Source organism: Bacillus sp. FSL K6-1006 (assembly GCF_038593175.1).
Classification (GTDB): domain Bacteria; phylum Bacillota; class Bacilli; order Bacillales; family Bacillaceae; genus Bacillus; species Bacillus safensis.
In genome coordinates, this window is record NZ_CP151970.1 from 1,176,825 (window position 1) to 1,194,962 (window position 18,138).

Sequence of the window (18,138 nt, forward strand, 5' to 3'; positions counted from 1 at the left end):
GTACCTGTAGAAACTATTGAAAGGCAGCTGCAAGAATATGCCGAGGAGGTCACGAAATGATGAATGTACGAATTGTTGATGACAATTTTAAAGAAATATCTACTCAACCGATTGATATTAAAAAGGTTGATAACTTGATTCGTTTAGTTGCAAAGTATGGGATTGCTGATTTAGATGGGGATAAATATAAATACGAATCAGCTATCTATCTGCCATTGGAGAATGCGTTTGAGATCAGAGTCTTTCCAATAGAAGAATAAATCATATGACATAGATCGGTGCAAAATTGCTCTGGTCTATGTCTTTCATTGTTTATAGGAGGTCGAGGAAATGGGAGCTGAACAATTGTGTTTACTGCCAGGGATCGATGAGAAACAAGTCAGAAATGCTCTGATCAAAGAGCTGAAGGTTTATAGGGCGTTGAAGGTTAAAGAAGAAAACAGAAAAGAGCAGGAAGCAAACGGTGCAACAGGCCTTTTTCCTTCTCTCAGGAACCAGGAAACTTTAAATGAACTGAAGGTCCGGCAGATAGAAAGAGCGCTTGAAAACAGCCTGGATGAAATTGAGCAAGATATCATCCGGATGAAATACCTGACATCACGTGTGGTGAAGGATTTGGAGGTGTGTGAAGAACTGGGTCTGAAGAAAGACCGGTATTACAAATTGAAGAAGCAAGCGACGTTTAACCTTTCGACAGCACTCGGAATCATATGAGTGCTGTTTTTTGTATCTTTATTCCTATTTAATGACAAGTTTTGTGTTGGTAAAATTGACCTTGTCAATGAATAGGAGGGAGTGACTTCTTCTGGGGAAGATACTTGATGCTAAAGCATTAACAAGTGCCATGGATACAAGAGCGAAACACTATCAGGAACTCCGCGAACAAATGGTAGATTTAAAAAAGGCATTACAAGGTGTGGCAAACCTCGGTGATGATTTCACTGGTAAAGGTGCCGATAATATTAAAAGCTTTTATAAAGAGCTAGCTGGGAATGTGGACATGTTTATCAGCTTCATTGATAAGCAAATAGCTTTTCATGAAGGTGTGTCTGGGACACTTGATGATACGAGCTTTGGCGGTGATACTTTTGTAGAAGAGCACTTTTTAGACAACGCTGTACATATGGGTATCAAAAATGCCAAAAGCATTGTAAAGGATCAAAAAAAGGCACTCAAAACCATATTTGAAGATATCGATGACCTTATTTCTTTGGAGGTATTTGATAGCCAAACCTTTGATGAAAAAATAGAAGATGCGGAAGATGAACGAAAAAAGACAGTAAAAGACTTAATAGAGCTTGATCAAAATTTAAAAGATGAATATGCTTTGTCAGAGACGGAGCAGCAAGCTACAATGGCATTGTACGCAGAAATGATGAATGCCACGAATGACGGGAAATCCATTTCACCTATGAATTTTGACAAAAAAGCATTTCAAGATAGTGAAATCTACAAGGCGAAAAGCGATATTGAGAAGCAAACTGCTGAATATCTCAAAATCAAAAAAGAACAAGAAGAAGCCCGCGAGATCGCAAAGGAACAAGAAGCGCTCGCCAACCGTCCTTGGTATGAAAAAGCCCTTGACTATGGGGGAAACATTGTCAATGAGCTAACAGGTGTGAATGATGCTAAACGTGCAGCTACGGGCGTCGATCCAATCACAGGTGAAGAGCTTACGGCAGGCCAACGAGTCGCTGCAGGTGGCATGGCAGCAGCCGGTTATATCCCTATCGTCGGCTGGGCAGGACGCATTTTTAAAGGCGGGAAAGCCGTCTATAAAACCACCCAAGCCACGTCAGCCGCAGTCAGAGCGGTCGACATCTATAAGACGTCACAAAAATCTTTTGATGCCCTAAAGACATCCCAAAAAGGTTTATACGGGCTCACCGCGACCAACGGCTTCAGCGAAGCGATTACAGGTCGAGACATGTTTGGAAACAAGGTCTCGAAAGAACAGCAGGAAGCAAGTATGAATGCGGCGCTTGCAATGCTTTTACCGTTTGGTATGAAAGGACCTGTGAAGAAAACTCCAGGAGTTATCCAGAAGTCAAATAAACAAATTAGTGAAAGCTATGATGAAATAAAGAGATTCAGGGAAAAAGCGGGATTAAAACCTTATGCTATTGATTCTGGTGATACGGTAGCAGCAGTTAAAGTTAACGACAGGACATTTTTTGGAGTGAATTCCACGATCACTAAAGAGTCGCAAAAAGCAACAAGAGAGCTAAGACAAAAGTGGTTAAAAGAAGTACAATGGGTTCCACCTAAAAAGAGTTCCCCTAAACATTTAGGCCATGCTCAGTCATTGACACATGCAGAATCTCATTCATTAATTAGAGCTTTTGAAAAGGAAGGTCAATTACCGCAAAAAGTAACTATGTTTGTAGATAGGAAGACTTGCAATATTTGTAGAGGAGAAATGCCAGCCTTGCTAAAAAGGTTGGGGGTTGATGAATTAGAAGTTTATAGTGGTGGATTAGAAAAGCCTTTAGTTATCAAAGCAACTAAATAAGGAGGAAATTTCGTGATTGTATATAACGGACCAGTTGAAGAACCAGTTGAAAACCCTGGAGAAGAATTTATTAAAAATATTTTCTTTGAAAAAGAAGCGGATTATTGGAAACAAGGAAGTGGAGATTCTTGTTTTGAGGTAGAGGGAGAAGATGAATGGCTTATTTTCTTTTATGATGAGCCATATGGATTCTTTATCATGAGACATCCAGATTATTTAGTTCCTTTGAAAAAGGATGTTGAAATAGAAACAATAGAGCATTTGGTTGGTGGAGAGCCAATGAAAGTACCATCATGCAGTTATGTAAGTCGAGAAGAAGCATATAGAATTGTTCAACACTTTTTAAGTACAAAAACTATGCCTGATTTTGTTGAATGGGTTGATTTATATGACATCGATTTTGAACATGATTTTTAAAACTAGAGTGTCCATCTTTATGGGCGCTTTTTTATTTGCATTGCCGAGATAAAGCAATCATGAATATTTTGTTTTGTCCAGAAAGAAACCTGAGGACGCTGATCATTGAGCACTTTAAGTGCCTTAATGGATGTATGTTTTTTTGTTGACATAGATAGAACTATTATGTAGAATGGTCCCATTATGAGACTGAGAGAGGCGATGTGATAAAATTGTTGAACGAGAAAGCAAAGCGTTTTTGCAGTATACGGCAAGATTTAGAAATGATCTATGATTACTATGCCAGATCTGTCGGGATTTCCTATACGACATTATTTGTTTTGAATCTTATTAGTCAGTATGAGGTATGTACACAGAAAGTTATTTGTGAAAGATCAATGCTTCCAAAGCAGACAGTGAATAATGTAATTAAGAAGCTATCAGAGCAGGGTTATCTCGAATTGGGAGATATGCCTAACAATAGCAAATCAAAGCGAATTCTGTTTACTGAAAAAGGAAAAAAATATGTAGAGCCAATGATTCAGCATATACATAATGCTGAAAATACGGCAATGGAGCAATTATCTGACAGTCAGCAGGATGAACTTCTTTATATTATGGAACTATATGAACAAGCATTTAGGAAAGCTATGAAAAATGAGTGAGGAGCTAGATGATGAGAAAAAATATTGGAGCAAAATCTTACGTGTTACCACAACCAGTTTTTATTATTGCAGCGTATGACGAAAATGGAATTCCGAATGCCATGGCTTCTACATGGGGCGGTATTAGTAATGAAAATGAAATTTCAATCTGCATTAGTTCAGAACGAAAGACGTTAAAGAATATCATGCTGCATGGTGCATTTACCGTAAGCATGTCAGATGCGTCTTTTCTTGAGGCGTGTGATTATCTTGGAAATGAAACTGGAAATGAGGTTCCAGATAAATTTGAAAGAGCTGGATTTCATGCAGTTAAGGCGGACTTTGTTGATGCACCACTGATTGAGGAACTTCCATTTGCGTTAGAGTGTAAAGTGAAAAGTTATGATGAAAAAGAATGGCGCATGATTGCTGAAATCGTGAACATCAGTGTTGAGGAAGATATACTAAATGAGAAAGGTAGAGTCAATCTGGATAAATTCAGTCCACTTGTATTTGATCGGGGGAGCAGAAATTATCATAAAATAGGAGAAAAAGTAGGAGATGCTTTTGAGGATGGACTGTATCTTAAGAAGAACAAGTAAAAAAATATTAAAGACTTATTAATTGAAATTAGAATGAAGATACTGACATGTTTAGTGAATCTGTAGATGAATTAATAAGTAGTATCTAGAGAATGTTTTAAACCTTGATTGGCTTTATGCCTTTTAAGGTTTTTTTATTGGGCTTTAAGCCGAGAAAAAACCGAGAAAAAGCCGATAAAAAGGGGACCTTTTTTCCTAAGTGGATCATCGTATGATAGAGACAAGCAAAACGAACGTGAATATTTTGTCCAGAAGGAAGAACCTGCGGACGCTGATCATTGAGCACTCTAAGTGCTTTGATTGGTGTCCGCTTTTTTTATTGGGAGATGCGCCTTTCCCTTATCAATGGCGTATCTGGATACGGAACAAAGGTGTTGAGGAATGTGGCCATACGAGAGGGACATTCTGAGCCTGGATAGCAGCTGGTCTGCGGCGGCCGTATCGAGGACAGTTTTTCATTTTACTTGATGATTGACTGTACTTGGCATCCTCTCGGAGTGTAGTCATCATTTCAAAATCTATTTAAGCGAATAGCGTAAGGTGGTGCTTATTCGGCAAGGAGCGAGTGAAATGAAGATCAGGGATTCTGTTTCTAAAGAGACATTAAAGCAATTTAAAAGCATTGCTCCTGGTTCTAATCGAAAGAAGAAGAGCAATGCTGATCCGATAACAAAGCGAGATTGGGAAGAAATCATGGGAACGAGACGCGAAACGTATCAACGACAAGGCGGCCGGGTCCGAAGAAAACGCTGATTTGATGGGAACAGTCGTCTTTTGGGTGTATGGCTGCAGGTGCTTTGGTGAGGGATAGGAGCGCAAAAATATAAAAAGGGAGATGATGAGCATGGCATCAAAGTTTGGTGTATCTGCTAATCCGAAAAAAGCGAATCATACTTTAGGAAAGGACAAGGTTGTGGTTGTTGCGATTCAGAATCACAATGATTACATTTGTGGGCCAAACCTTATTCCTCAGCGAAAAGTAGAAGGGAAATGGGTCACAATCAAGACGAATTCACCTAACCCGCTTAACCCAGCAGAGAAAAAGTACGATGAATTCGATATCAAGGAATCACTAAGTAACAAAAAAGGTACGTATCGATTCAAGGTTGAAGTAGAGCGCTATGACAAGAATGGCAATCATGTTGAAACCGTCGGTACATTCTACACAAACGAATTTTACATCAAGTAAGCAGCTGATGCCGCCTCCTGGGCGGCATCATTTGTTTTATAGGAGGAAACATCGATGAATATCAAAACAATCCCCGTACATAAAATTAATCCTGCACCATATAATCCCCGCATCGATCTGCAGCCAGGAGATCACGAGTACGATTCACTAAAACAATCCATAGATAAGTTTGGATACGTTGATCCGCTAATCTGGAATGAACGGACAGGTCACCTTGTAGGCGGTCATCAACGTTTCAAAGTATTGATGGAAGATAAACCGTCTGAAATTCTGGTATCAGTGGTTTCTTTAAATGACCAGGATGAAAAGGCCCTAAACGTAGCATTAAACAAAATCAGTGGCCATTGGGATGAAAACAAACTTGAAAAACTTCTAACAGAGCTAAAGGATAACAATCTTGATCTAGAAACTATTGGATTTACTGAAGAAGAATATGAAGATCTATTAGACAGTGTTTCTATTGAAAATGATATCGTCATTGTTGAGGAAGATAATTTTGATGTGCAAGAGGCACTAGACAATATAAAAGAACCAGAAACAAAGTATGGGGATGTATGGCGGCTTGGCCGGCATACCCTAGTGTGTGGAGATGCGACAAAGATAGAGGATGTTGACCGATTGATGTCTGGCCATAAAGCAGATCTAGTCATAACAGATCCACCTTATAATGTAGCGGTGAAAAGTGATAGTAAAAAGTTAAATGATGATGGCCATGCATCGATCTTAAACGATTCGATGGATGATGGTCAGTTTGATTTATTTTTAAGAGAAGTGTTCCTGAATTATTCAAGAATCATGAACGAGAAGGCAGCTATATATGTTTTTCATGCTGCTTCATATCAACGCGCTTTTGAGAATGAGATGCGTCACGCAGATATTGATATAAGATCGCAGTGTATCTGGGTAAAAAACTCACCGACATTCGGATGGGCGCAATATAAATACATGCACGAACCGGTTTTCTATGCATTCAAAAAAGGCTATTCACCTAATTGGTATGGAGATAGAAAACAAGTTACTGTTTGGAGAGCTGATACCTCAGAAGAAGGAGGACCAGCAACAATTTGGGAAGTTTCCCGCGGTGATACTACAAAATATGTTCATCCCACACAGAAGCCGCTTGATCTTATTAATATCCCATTAAGTAACAGCAGCAAAAAGGGTGATCGAGTAGTAGATTTCTTTGGAGGTAGCGGATCAACTCTGATGACGTGTGAACAAACGGACAGAGAGGCTCTTCTTTTGGAGCTTGATCCTTATTTTTGCGATGTAATTAAAAAGAGATTCGCTGAATTTACTGGAATTGAATCTGAGTTGGTTTCTTCTTTATAGAATAAAAAAAGAGGGTGCTGACAACACCCTCCCTTCAAAGACAGAAAGAAACTCCCTGCCTAAGAGCGTGATCAAGACGCGGCCGCGTTTATGGGAAAATATCACGCTCTCATCCACTATTGTAATGGAGGTCAGGGAGAATGACAACAGAAAATACAAACACACGTTCCCTTTCTGACGAAGAAAAGACGGAAATGCTTATGATCCTTCAAGCTGAACAGGCTGAAGGTATAGATAAATCAAAAGAGAACTATCGCAAAATCGCTCAAGCTGGTATCTCTCAATGGGTCAGAGACTTTAAAGCAGGAAATATCAAATTGTCTACTGTGGAAGATCTGAAGAAGCTCATAGAACTTGATATAGAGCTTCAGAAAAATAATGAATATTAATATCTAGTTTGCTGTTGTTGCTGAAGTTGATAATGAGAAATTTCTATTCTATTAGTTTGGACTGTTGCTCCTTGTACATCATCTCCAGAAGCATAGATTATCCTAGCGCGTTGTACACTACCATCCCAAAAAACATCTCTGATAAAAATTCGTCGCGGATAATCAAATAATCCGTCGATTGAAGCTGTGATAAAAGTTCCGGCTTTTAGTTGTCTAAAATCAGCATAATTTGAGTTCTGAACTGGATAGTAGTGAGGATAGTAAGAATGGTTATTTGGAACATTATTGAATTGCTGTTGTGGGTAATAATACATTTTTAAATCAATCTCCTTTTTCATGTCTTTCAAATTATATATATGAAGGACAGACTCCTAGTTGGAACGGGAGTATATACTCATTTTATAAAAACAAACTCAAAACTTAATTCAGCAGTTCGGAGGTGGGTGATATGTAATGGCTAGACCGCGCGATCCGAGAAGAGATAAAGCTTTCCGTCTTTGGAAAGAGAGCGGTGGAGCCCGCTTACTAAAAGACATTGCAGATGAGTTGGGTGTGACAAGCAGCACCGTCCGTAAATGGAAAGCGAACGATAAATGGGATGATAATTTCAAAGGGAGCGCTCCTAAATCGAAAGGGAGCGCTCCTAAACGTCCTGGCGCACCAAAGGGAAGCGAAAATGCTAAAGGAAATAAAGGAAACAAAAGAGCAAAAGCTCCACCAGGTAACCAAAATGCAAAAGGAAATAGAGGCGGTGCCGCTCCTAAAGGAAACAGAAATTCTGTGCGGACAGGTGAATATGAATCTATTTTGTTCGATTATATGGACGACACAGAAAAAGAGCTCTTTGAGCAGATTGAGACTGATCCGCTCTATCAAATTGAATTGACTATACGCGAGCTTAGTATTCGAGAGCGGCGCATGATGCAAAGAATCATGAATTATGAGAATGGTTTAACGGATAATCAGCGACGTGTTCTTCAGCAACTTAGAAAAACAAAAGATGTCGCACCTTTGACAAGTGAGAATGGTGTTGTCAAATACGTTCCAATTATCAATGAACGACTTGTAGTCACTGAGGTTGAAGAAACTCAATTACCTGTGATTGACCGCATCCTTGAAATAGAGGAAGCATTGACGCGAGTAACAGACAAGCGTCTTAAAGCCATTAGGCAGAAACACGACATAATGAAAACTATGTCAGAGCATGAATTGAGGCTTCGTGGTCTTGACCTTGCAAACCGAACGAGAGAAGCAGAGCTTGAGCGGATTACCGCTCGACCTGTCGATGATTCGGTTCAAATAACAATTAAGCGGAAGAATAAAGGTGATGGCTGATGGTTCAAATGATGGAGAAGGAAGTCAATCCACATTTTGAGGACTTTCTTTTTGATTGGGATCAGAAGTTTCAGTTCTTGGTGGGTGGTTACGGTTCATCTAAGAGTTATCACATCGCACTGAAACTCATCCTAAAGCTGCTGGATGAAAAGCGAACCGCTCTTGTGATTCGTGAAGTCTATGATACGCACAGAGATTCCACGTTTTCTTTATTTGAAGAGATCGTGAATGATTTAGGACTCGATCATGTCATTCAGTGCCGCACATCACCGCTCATGCTTAAATTTCACAACGGCAGCCGGATCATCTTCAAAGGGTTGGACAAGCCAGCCAAATTGAAGTCGATCAATAACATCTCGATCATATGGATTGAGGAATGTTCCGAGGTTAAGTACGAGGGATTTAAGGAGCTGCTTGGTCGTTTGCGTCATCCAACATTACAGCTGCACATGATCTTATCAACGAACCCTGTCGGCCAGGATAATTGGACGTACAGACATTTCTTCCGAGATGAGCAGCTGAAACGTTTTGTCCTTGATGACGAAACCTTATACAAAGAGCGAACGATCGCTATCAACGATACGTACTATCATCATTCTACAGCTGAAGACAACTTGTTCCTTCCGGTCAGCTATATTAAGCAGCTGGATGAACTAAAAGAATATGATCCAGACCTTTATCGCATAGCCCGAAAAGGTCATTTTGGCATTAACGGAATTCGTGTTCTTCCTCAATTTGAGGTGCAGCCGCATGAAGATGTGATGCTGGCCATCTCAAATATCAATCGGCCTTTGCTTAGAGCGGGGATGGACTTTGGTTTCGTTGATTCATATAACGCTGTTGTTAGGTTAGCTGTAGATCACGAGAAGAAGTATCTATATATCTATTGGGAGTATTACGATCGTGGAAAGACTGATGATGTCACGGTTGAGGATTTGAAAGAATTCATAGAAACAAAAGAGCTGATCAAGGCAGACAATGAACAAAAGACAATCGCATATTTCCGCAAGATGGGATACAACATGGTGGCCGCTCATAAGTTCCAAGGATCACGCTTGCAGTACACCAAGAAGATCAAGCGGTTTAAGAAAATCATTTGTTCCGACTCATGCAAAAACACGATCTATGAGCTTCAGCCGCTCACGTACAAAACAGACAAGCACGGCAATATCATAGAGGACGAGTTTCAGATTGATCCTCATACTTTTTCAGCCATCTGGTATGCGTTAGATGATTATGAGGTCACCGATCTGAAAGAGCAGCCTAAAGAGCGGAAACGCCCTAATAGAGAAAGGAGGTCGATGAGAAGGCTATGACAAAACATGTGAAAGCTACTGTGTTTAAAGCAGACATCTCTCAAACTACGAAACAAATTCATGATGATAGTTTTAACTATGAGACTGATGGTTTGATCGAACCGCCATACAATATCAAAGAGCTCAAACAAATAGCTGAGTATTCTACCATTCTTCAGCAATGCATCGATGCTTATAAAACGAATATTCTAGGTTTCGGCTTAGGAATCGAGTATACTTTCGATTTCAACGCAGAGAACGCACCGAAAGAAAAGAAAGCTGCAGCTGAGAAAGAATGGACCCAACTTGAAGAGTTCGCCAGATATATGAACTATGATGAGTCAGCCGAAGTGGTTCTTGGTTATGTAATAGAAGACCGAGAGAAAACAGGTAATGGATTTGTGGAAGTGCTTCGAGAAGGTACAGGGAAACCTGCAGGTATTGAGTACCTGGATGCACAATACTTACGAGTTTGTAAGCTGAGCGATCCCGTTGAAGTCGATTTCCGATACACAGAAAACGGCCAAGTGAAGTCATTGAAGCGAAAGAAGAGATTCAGGAAGTATGTTCAGAAGAACAATACCAAAAAAGTATTCTTTAAGGAATACGGTGATCCAAGAACAATGAATGCTGCTACGGGAGAATATAGCGAAAAAACTCCCCCTGAATTTGTAGCAAGCGAAGTCATTCATTTCAAGATCGGTAGCGGTACATATGGTGTTCCTCGTTGGATTGGTAACATCGTCAATATGTATGGAGCCCGCAAAGCTGAGGAGCTGAACTATCTGTACTTTAAACAAGGTCGTCATGTGCCGGCAGCTATTACAGTGGAAAATGGCATGCTGTCTGAATCCTCGTACGAACAGTTACAGGAATACATGAACGGCATCGAGGGATCTGACAATGCACATAAATTCCTGTTACTTGAAGTGGAAGGAATTCCAAAGAAGGATGAAATATCGAACGATGAAGAGCCGGCTAATGTAAAGGTGGATATAAAATCACTGGCCGAGATTCTCCAGGAGGATGCGCTGTTCCTTGAATATGATGAGAAAACGAGAAACAAGATACGTTCCTCATTCCGTCTGCCGCCAATCTACACAGGCGAATCACAGGACTATAACAAGGCGACAGCTGACACTGCTCGTAAGACAACTGAAGAGCAGGTATTTCAGCCGGAGAGAATGATCATCACTGGCAAGCTCAATACACTCTTTCTCCCTGATCTCGATCTCTGGCATGTGCGCCTTATATTAAATGGTCCTGACTTTCGTGATCCGCTCGAAATTGCAAAGGTTCTTACACCATTTATTCAAGCAGGAGCGGTTTCACCGAATGACCTGCGTGATCTGGCTGGCCGTATTCTTGGTAAGACACTTGAAGAATGGCCAGAGGAAGAATATCACCGACCAATTGAGGCGAAGCCAAAGGCATCAACTAGCTTGCTTGATACGGTTTTTCAAAAGTCTGCAGGTTCCCAGGAAAATCTGATTCATCTCTTAAAAGATGTCAGGGATGAACTAGAGGAGATCCGCAAATGAGCAAGGTTGATCAGCTGATAAAAAACATCAATACCTTTGTACAAAAAGCGGAGGAAGATGAGGTCAAGGAACTCAAAGCGGCGGTGTCTGATTTCCCTGAACTGAAGGATGTTCCCTCTTTGGTGGAAGAGTATGAGAAAACCACCGCAAAACTTCTCAGATTGCAGCGCAGGACGTTTTTAAATGCTCTGAATGGATTTATATCCAAAGACGATTCGGAGACGTTAGAATCCATTCTGGCGTTTTTTAATAATGATCTATTCACTTCAGATGAATTTGCGGATCTGTTCGGAAAAGAAACGGCTGTCTTTCTAACACTCACCGTCACGGAGCTGGCCGAGAAAATCATGAATTCCATCGATGCAGATATTCCATTCAAGGTGCTTTCTGAGAAAACTGAACAGTGGATTGAATCATGGTCACAGGAATTGGCGCAGCTGATGCAGTTGAATACTCATACAGCCATTGAGCAAACCTTGAAAGAGGGTATAAAAGAAGGCCGCTCTATCCAGGAGATTGAAATGCAGTTGAAGGATCTTCCTGAATTCAGCCGGAAACGCGCACGTGTAACAGCCATTACAGAGGTGTTGACCGCTTCTTCTGTTGCTCAACATGAATCATATGTACAATCTCCAGCTGTAACGGGGAAGAAGTGGAAGCACAGCGGAGGGAAAAAGAATCAGTCGAGAGAAAGTCACGTGCAGCTGGACGGCACGATTATCCCTCTTGATGAAGAATTCGAGATACCAGGCAGTGGGGAGCGGTGCATGTTTCCGAGAGATACTAAGCTTTCTCCCAAAGAGCGTGTGAACTGTCATTGCGCGGTTGGACCTGTGGTTGATCCTATTATTCTAGGATTGTCAGCTGAGGAAAAAGAAGAGATTAGAAGAGAAAGAATTATCTAACATGAAATTAATGTATATTATGCTAAAAATTATTATATAATCATTCTGTTTTGTGATATCTTTACTTTATATTAAAAGTAAAGAGGTTATTAAAATGAATAGTTCATTAATTCCTACAAAGAGAATACCTATTGATAGACAATCAGAAATTAAATATCTTGAGGGGCAAAAAACTCGATTAAAATTTAAAGAAAAAAGAAGAAAAGTTGTGTCCACTTTAATAGGATCAGTATATTTCATTATTGCTTTATATTTTTTTATATTTAGTAAATCGGAATTCAGTGGCATACTTACTTTAGCTTTATTTGTATCAGGCATGGTTATGATTTGTTTATCATATTTCATGCCAGAAAGATCAACAACATTGTTATTTGATATTGAAAGGGAAATTGAATTGTTGCGAAGCGAGGATTCGCTAAAAAATAGAAGTGAGACACTATTCAAACAACATGATCTACAATTGAAAAGATATTATGACCTTAATTTAAGGCAAAACTCTTTTGTGTTTTGGGTTGGGATTAGCTGTATTGCTCTAGGTTTTGGATTTATAGGAATAACATTGTATCTAATATCAGGTAATATATTGGGTGATCCACAAAACAAAATAATAGTAGCTGCAACTGGTGCTCTTGCAGGAATACTTTCCAATTTTATTGGAGCTATTTACTTGAAAATGCATACTAATTCGATAAACTCTTTAACCGAGTTTCATAATAGAATTGTTAATACACATCATTTTTATTTCAGCAATTTTTTAATCTCTCAAATAAGTGATGAAAACAAAAGAGAAGAAACATTGGCAAACCTAGCACTAAATATAAGTAATGATACATCCACTGAGGGTAAAGCTAAATAATACCCAGATGGGATTAGTAAAAGAGTTGAGATAGACACTTACAAAACATGGAATGAAATAGTATAATATCCTCATTACTTTTGGAATGAGGGGAATTTATGAGTTCTATGGAATTAACATCAAATATAATAAATTCGTTAGCTTGGCCAGTCACTGTAATTCTAGTCATAATTTTATTAAAGAAACCCATCTCTGAATTGATTTCCACAATTGAAAATATCCGGTTTAAGGACTGGGAGTTTCAAATAAGGAAAAAAGCGGATACTGTTGAAGGTTACACTAATAAAGTCGTTGCAGCCTCAGGGAAAACTTTTGAAATCAAAAAATATTTGGATGAGGAATCTAACTATAAATCTATAGAACAACTTAATAAAGATCTAGATAAAAAGATTCTGGATTTATACTCTGTTTCATTAGATCCTAGAAGAGAGCTATCTTTGAATGATCCTACTCACCAATTCCAATCAACAACCTATACAGCGAGTTATTTACTTATTAAAGGCATTATTACAACAGAATTGAATGAGGCTGTTCGAGAATTGAAAGAATTATATAGTAATTTAAATAGAGCTGATGAGTATTCCAAGAAGAAATATCAAGAAAATGCAACTAAAATATTAGCTGTACTAGACAATAAAATAAAAGAACTCCAATCAGAGACCTCTCATTCAAAGTGAGGTCTTTTTCTTTTGAAAGGAGGTGAATGAATTGCCGAGAGAATTGATAAATGCAAAAATCACACACGTTTCATACGTGGACAAGGCTGCTAATCAAAAGCAGTTTTTTTTTATGAAATCAGAAAAAGAAAATGACTTTCAAAAGGAAATCAAAGTCATTGCCAAAGCTGATGATGCACAGCGTCTTGTGTACGGTATTGTATACGAACCAAACGTAGCTGATGCACATGGGGATTACATGACACCAGAAGAAATTGAGAAAGCCGCTCATGGGTTCCTGAAGGATGCACGTGAGATCGACAAGCAGCATGATTTCCAAGGTGGTGTCGGGGAAGTCGTTGAATCGTACATTGCTCCGTCTGACTTTGAAATGGGCGAGGAGATTATCAAGAAAGGATCGTGGGTCCTTGTTACAAAGGCTTCCGAAGATATTTGGAACCAGATTCAAAAGGGTGAGATCACCGGATATTCAATGGCCGGAACAGCAGACATAGGAAAACAAGAGCGTGAGCCAGCTTCTGAAGAGAAGGGGCTTTTTTCTTTGCTTAAAAACTTCTTTTTATCAAAAGGAGAAGTAAAGAACAGATACGACAAAGGCCGCATGCGTCGTGAGTTTTGGGCGGCACAAGATGCACTGAATTCCGTTTTGTATAAATGGGATTCTTACGACGATGAAGACTTGGAGACTGATCCTGAAAAGGTAAGGGCAGCACTGCAAGACTTTGTGGAAATTACACAAGAGATTTTGCTTACTGATGACTTGGCTGGGATCCAAACTGATCCACCTGAAGCTGTCGCAAAAGCTGGCCGAAAGTTTTCAACTGCTAACTTAACTGAATTGAAAAATGCAAGAGCCGCTATCGACAATCTGTTGAGTCAAGCGGAAGAGAAGGAGGAGAACGAAGAAGTGAAAAAAGAAGATCTGCAAAAGATGCTAGATGACACAATTGCACCGGTTGTAAAACGACTGGAAGACCTTGAAAAAGGAGAAGGCGAGCAGCAAACTGATCCGCAAGAAAATCAACCAGATGAAGCTGTTGCAAAAGAAATGGCCGCAGCTGTAGAAAAGGCACTGGCTCCAGTAGTTGAAAGAGTCGAAGCGCTTGAAAAAGCACGTCCGCAAGGTAATGGAGTAGGGGATGCACAACAACAAGACTTACAAAAATCTGAAACGGTATGGGGCGGCTTGCTTTAAGCCGAGAAAAGGAGGAACTAGAGTGAGAAATCAAGAGGTAATTAACAAAGCGGAAGTGACGCTTGGTACATTAAAGACAGGCGGTCTCATGAATCCGACCCAATCTAGCACATTTATTCGTATGGTGCAAAATGCACCAACACTGCTACAAGATGCACGTGTTATTCCAATGGATAGTGATGCACAAAAAATCGAAAAAATCGGTTTTGGTCAGCGGATTCTTCGTCCTGGTCAAGAAGGTGTAGGTTTAACTAATGAGCAAAAGACTGCGCCAACTACAAGCACTGTGGAGCTTAATGCAAAAGAAGTCATCGCTGAAGTAAATATCACATATGACACGCTTGAAAATAACATCGAGGGTGATAATTTACAAAATACTATCATGCAAATGCTTGCTGAGCGTGCAGCCGTTGATATTGAAGAATTGATCCTAAATGGTGATACAAAATCTGAGGATACTTACCTTGCTCAACTTAATGGTATCCGCAAACAAGCGGAATCCCATATCGTAGATGTAGCTGGCGAACCACTTACACGCCAAGTATTCAAACAAGGATACAAAGCTGTTCCATCTAAATATTTGCGTATTCCACAAGAGTTCCGTTTCTATACGTCTCCAGGACAAGAAGTTGAATGGAAAGACAAAGTAGCGGAGCGTCAGACAAGTCTCGGAGATGCAGCTGTACAAGGCGGGCTTTCCTCTGCATTCGGTGTGCCGGTCAAAGGTATTGCAAACATGCAGCCATATGAAATGGGAGAGGACGGCACAGATGTTTCAGACATTTTATTGACTCATCCAAAAAACATCATCTTGGGCTTCTCTCGTAATATCCGTATTGAGGTTGATAAAGACATCCGTAATCGTAAGTTCATTATCGTCCTTACTGCGAAGCTCGACAGCAAATTTGAGGAAGAGGATGCTGTTGCTAAGATCATTAAGGTCAAGGAGTGATCAATATGTATACAGCTGAATTGATCAAGGGAAAGACATACTCTGTAATGGGTCATGTCTTTCTTTTAAATCAGGAAAAAGAGATTGAGAAAAAGGTCTTTCAATATCTCAATGGCAATGATTTTTTCTCTTGTAAGGAAGTGAAAGCTCCTGTTGATGATCCAAAAACGGATGATCAAACAAAAGAAAATCCATCGGAAGAGGAAGAACCAAAAGAGGCCGAAGAAGAACCGCAACAAGAACAAAAAATCTACACTGAATCAGAACTGAAGGGCATGAACAAAACTGAACAAGAAGCCATTGTTATTGATCTTGGCGGCGATCCGACTCAGCTCAAAGATAAGAGTGAGAGAATTGCCTTCATCCTCAAGCAACAAGAAAAAACAGGAGAGTAAGGCTGATGCTGATCTCTCCTGAAGATGTTAGGGCATATACCGTATTCGAGAGTGTGAAAAACCGCTCTGATGAACTCTTAATCAGTGACATCATCGAGGCTGAAGCTGAGGTATTTAAGATCGTAGGTCATGATTTCACAAGTGAAAAATATCAGCCGCTTCCTGAAAAAGCAAGAATCGCATTGATTAAAATGGCACAGTTCTTTGCGCTGATCAACGGGGATGAATCAATCATCAAAGGGTACAAGTCGGAAAAGATCGGTGACTATTCATACACCTTGGCAGATGGTAACGCCGTTTCAAAGCCAGATGTGTATAACCTGTTGATAGATTTCATTGAGCCGGGAGAACCGCCAGAAGATCCAGGCAGCGTCAAATTAAGGTTGAGATCGCTATGAGCTATCAATCGTTATTAACGGATCGATGCGATATATATCACTTGCAAACAGAGCAGCTGTCAAAAGATCGCTATGGAATACCTGTCCAAGATGCGCAGCCGCTCTTTTCATATCCTGATGAGCCTGATCAAGTTGCGCAGCCATGTTATTTTACGGAGAAAAACCAATCCATCACACAGCAGGAGCCAAACGCAACCATTCATCAATCGTACCTTGTTCATTTTCCTATAACCGCTGATGTTCGTGTAAATGACAAAGTAGTATGGGAAGGCATTACTTTAAAACTGCAAAAGCCAAGGAAGATCAAGAACCATCATATTGAGGTGGTAGCGATGAGGAGTGAAAGCCTATGAGGATTGATGGTCTTGATCAGTTCATAGAGGATTTGAATGCAGCTGTTAATGGCGGCTTGCAAGCAGAATATGAAGAGTGGCTTGAAGGAATGGGTTATGAGTTCCTAGATATTGTTCAGGATGAGGTCATTCGTACAAAAACAGTAGATGCTCGGCGCTTGCTCAACTCATTCCAAAAGGGAGACCAAGAAAACGTCTTTTCGATGAGCAGTGGCGGTCTCACCCTAGATGTAGGGACCAACTTAGAATATGCATCTTACACAAACGATGGCCACTTTACCATTGATCCCTCCAAGAATCAGGACAGACGATGGGTTCCTGGCAGATGGGTTGGTGACCGGTTTGAATACGATCCAAACGCTGAAACAGGAATGCTTCTAAAGTTCCAGTGGGTTGAGGGCAGCGGCTATTGGGATAATGCAATATCCATCTTTGAACAGATGTTTGACCAATCATTGGACCGCAAGCTGCAGCAATGGATCGATGAACAGTTTGGGCGGTGATTAAATGAATCAAGAAGTCGGCGCCATCATGAATTATTGTTACAAGCGGTTTCCGGTGAAAGTATATGAAAAAGAGATTCCTGAACAGTTTCAGATCCCATCGATGTACTTTCCTGCAGCATGGACAAACACAAAAAACGATACTGTTTCAACGTTCCTCAAAACATACACGCTGCATATAAAAGTGTTTCACAAGGATTCTGGACAGGCTCATGATGCAGCTGAATCGATTGTAGATGCCTTGTCAGCTGATCGGAATATCATTCAGATGGTCAGTGTAGAAGGTGAACCGCTCGATCAATATGTGCGAATCAAGAGGGCGGAAACTAGGAATGGTGATCAAGGCGTGGCAACGATCGTCTTCACATGGGATAGTGCCTATTGGTACAACCGAGACGAGCAACCAAGCCTAGACGACATAAATTTTTCAGATGGGGTGATAAAAAGTGGCCAAGAATAAAAGCGAGCCGGTGAAAGAAGAGAAAGCCGCTCCGGTTCTTCCTAAAGAAGCAGCATTTTCATTTGAAGCCTTAAAGGAGCACAGTAAGGATCTTTTTGGGGTCAAACCAGAAATCCTTGAAGGTGCTCTTTTTTATATCAAAGATCAACCAATTACAAAAACAGAAGCAAAGAAGCAGATTGATGCTTTTTTGTCTAAGGAGGTTTAAG

25 protein-coding genes are annotated in these 18,138 nt (G+C 40.2%); 24 read left to right on the forward strand and 1 reads right to left on the reverse strand.

What is annotated here, in order from left to right:
* Positions 1-56 precede the first annotated feature (56 nt).
* From NSS65_RS05990 to NSS65_RS06035, 10 genes are all read left to right on the forward strand, one after another.
* The gene (locus NSS65_RS05990; RefSeq protein WP_106032704.1) at positions 57-260 is read left to right on the forward strand and encodes a hypothetical protein; all 204 of its coding nucleotides are present in this window, start codon (positions 57-59) and stop codon (positions 258-260) included.
* Positions 261-330: 70 nt separating this feature from the next.
* Entirely contained in the window at positions 331-714 is a 384-nt protein-coding gene (locus NSS65_RS05995; protein ID WP_148942642.1) for an ArpU family phage packaging/lysis transcriptional regulator, read from the forward strand.
* Between the two features lie 91 nt (positions 715-805).
* Positions 806-2,512, forward strand: coding sequence for a T7SS effector LXG polymorphic toxin (locus tag NSS65_RS06000; RefSeq protein WP_257995260.1), 1,707 nt, complete (start codon positions 806-808; stop codon positions 2,510-2,512).
* Positions 2,513-2,524: 12 nt separating this feature from the next.
* Positions 2,525-2,929, forward strand: coding sequence for a hypothetical protein (locus NSS65_RS06005; RefSeq protein WP_101677344.1), 405 nt, complete (start codon positions 2,525-2,527; stop codon positions 2,927-2,929).
* A gap of 215 nt (positions 2,930-3,144) precedes the next feature.
* Positions 3,145-3,573 (forward strand): MarR family transcriptional regulator, encoded by a 429-nt coding sequence (locus NSS65_RS06010; RefSeq protein ID WP_142374251.1) that lies wholly within the window; start codon positions 3,145-3,147, stop codon positions 3,571-3,573.
* 11 nt (positions 3,574-3,584) lie between these two features.
* A complete protein-coding gene (locus tag NSS65_RS06015) occupies positions 3,585-4,154 on the forward strand; it encodes a flavin reductase family protein (protein WP_101677342.1) in 570 nt (189 codons plus the stop codon).
* 570 nt (positions 4,155-4,724) lie between these two features.
* On the forward strand, positions 4,725-4,907 hold the full coding sequence (locus tag NSS65_RS06020) for a hypothetical protein (protein ID WP_264432455.1): 183 nt from the start codon (positions 4,725-4,727) through the stop codon (positions 4,905-4,907).
* 91 nt (positions 4,908-4,998) lie between these two features.
* A complete protein-coding gene (locus NSS65_RS06025) occupies positions 4,999-5,343 on the forward strand; it encodes a structural protein (protein ID WP_252056538.1) in 345 nt (114 codons plus the stop codon).
* 54 nt (positions 5,344-5,397) lie between these two features.
* Positions 5,398-6,675 (forward strand): site-specific DNA-methyltransferase, encoded by a 1,278-nt coding sequence (locus NSS65_RS06030; RefSeq protein ID WP_326135053.1) that lies wholly within the window; start codon positions 5,398-5,400, stop codon positions 6,673-6,675.
* A gap of 140 nt (positions 6,676-6,815) precedes the next feature.
* Positions 6,816-7,064 (forward strand): hypothetical protein, encoded by a 249-nt coding sequence (locus tag NSS65_RS06035; protein WP_256688643.1) that lies wholly within the window; start codon positions 6,816-6,818, stop codon positions 7,062-7,064.
* Here NSS65_RS06035 and NSS65_RS06040 read toward each other — a convergent pair.
* Complete coding sequence (locus tag NSS65_RS06040) at positions 7,061-7,378, reverse strand: hypothetical protein (protein WP_256688642.1); 318 nt, start codon at positions 7,376-7,378, stop codon at positions 7,061-7,063. The two genes, NSS65_RS06035 and NSS65_RS06040, sit on opposite strands and share 4 nt — an antisense overlap.
* 139 nt (positions 7,379-7,517) lie before the next feature.
* On the opposite strand from NSS65_RS06040, the gene terS reads away from it, so the two are divergent.
* The 14 genes from terS (at position 7,518) to NSS65_RS06110 (ending at position 18,137) form a co-directional block, all read left to right on the forward strand.
* A complete protein-coding gene (gene terS / locus NSS65_RS06045; protein ID WP_326135054.1) occupies positions 7,518-8,399 on the forward strand; it encodes a phage terminase small subunit in 882 nt (293 codons plus the stop codon).
* Positions 8,400-8,410: 11 nt separating this feature from the next.
* A complete protein-coding gene (locus tag NSS65_RS06050) occupies positions 8,411-9,715 on the forward strand; it encodes a PBSX family phage terminase large subunit (RefSeq protein ID WP_326135155.1) in 1,305 nt (434 codons plus the stop codon).
* A complete protein-coding gene (locus NSS65_RS06055; protein WP_326135055.1) occupies positions 9,712-11,235 on the forward strand; it encodes a phage portal protein in 1,524 nt (507 codons plus the stop codon). The genes NSS65_RS06050 and NSS65_RS06055 overlap by 4 nt, the downstream gene beginning before the upstream one ends.
* Complete coding sequence (locus tag NSS65_RS06060) at positions 11,232-12,140, forward strand: phage minor head protein (RefSeq protein ID WP_326135056.1); 909 nt, start codon at positions 11,232-11,234, stop codon at positions 12,138-12,140. The genes NSS65_RS06055 and NSS65_RS06060 overlap by 4 nt, the downstream gene beginning before the upstream one ends.
* Positions 12,141-12,234: 94 nt before the next feature.
* A complete protein-coding gene (locus NSS65_RS06065; RefSeq protein ID WP_326135057.1) occupies positions 12,235-12,996 on the forward strand; it encodes a hypothetical protein in 762 nt (253 codons plus the stop codon).
* Positions 12,997-13,094: 98 nt separating this feature from the next.
* Entirely contained in the window at positions 13,095-13,673 is a 579-nt protein-coding gene (locus NSS65_RS06070) for a hypothetical protein (RefSeq protein WP_326135058.1), read from the forward strand.
* 31 nt (positions 13,674-13,704) lie between these two features.
* Positions 13,705-14,868 carry an XkdF-like putative serine protease domain-containing protein gene (locus NSS65_RS06075; RefSeq protein WP_326135059.1) on the forward strand — a complete coding sequence of 388 codons (1,164 nt, stop codon included), beginning with the start codon at positions 13,705-13,707 and terminating at the stop codon, positions 14,866-14,868.
* A gap of 22 nt (positions 14,869-14,890) precedes the next feature.
* The gene (locus tag NSS65_RS06080) at positions 14,891-15,820 is read left to right on the forward strand and encodes a phage major capsid protein (RefSeq protein ID WP_326135060.1); all 930 of its coding nucleotides are present in this window, start codon (positions 14,891-14,893) and stop codon (positions 15,818-15,820) included.
* Between the two features lie 5 nt (positions 15,821-15,825).
* A complete protein-coding gene (locus tag NSS65_RS06085; protein WP_326135061.1) occupies positions 15,826-16,215 on the forward strand; it encodes a YqbF domain-containing protein in 390 nt (129 codons plus the stop codon).
* A gap of 5 nt (positions 16,216-16,220) precedes the next feature.
* Positions 16,221-16,613 carry a DUF3199 family protein gene (locus NSS65_RS06090; protein ID WP_326135062.1) on the forward strand — a complete coding sequence of 131 codons (393 nt, stop codon included), beginning with the start codon at positions 16,221-16,223 and terminating at the stop codon, positions 16,611-16,613.
* Positions 16,610-16,966: a DUF3599 family protein gene (locus NSS65_RS06095; RefSeq protein WP_326135063.1), complete on the forward strand. Its 357-nt coding sequence runs from the start codon at positions 16,610-16,612 to the stop codon at positions 16,964-16,966. The genes NSS65_RS06090 and NSS65_RS06095 overlap by 4 nt, the downstream gene beginning before the upstream one ends.
* Positions 16,963-17,469, forward strand: coding sequence for an HK97 gp10 family phage protein (locus tag NSS65_RS06100; protein ID WP_326135064.1), 507 nt, complete (start codon positions 16,963-16,965; stop codon positions 17,467-17,469). The genes NSS65_RS06095 and NSS65_RS06100 overlap by 4 nt, the downstream gene beginning before the upstream one ends.
* 4 nt (positions 17,470-17,473) lie before the next feature.
* Positions 17,474-17,929 carry a DUF6838 family protein gene (locus tag NSS65_RS06105; RefSeq protein ID WP_216889100.1) on the forward strand — a complete coding sequence of 152 codons (456 nt, stop codon included), beginning with the start codon at positions 17,474-17,476 and terminating at the stop codon, positions 17,927-17,929.
* A 10-nt stretch (positions 17,930-17,939) separates the two neighbouring features.
* Positions 17,940-18,137: a hypothetical protein gene (locus NSS65_RS06110; RefSeq protein WP_326135156.1), complete on the forward strand. Its 198-nt coding sequence runs from the start codon at positions 17,940-17,942 to the stop codon at positions 18,135-18,137.
* Position 18,138 lies beyond the last annotated feature (1 nt).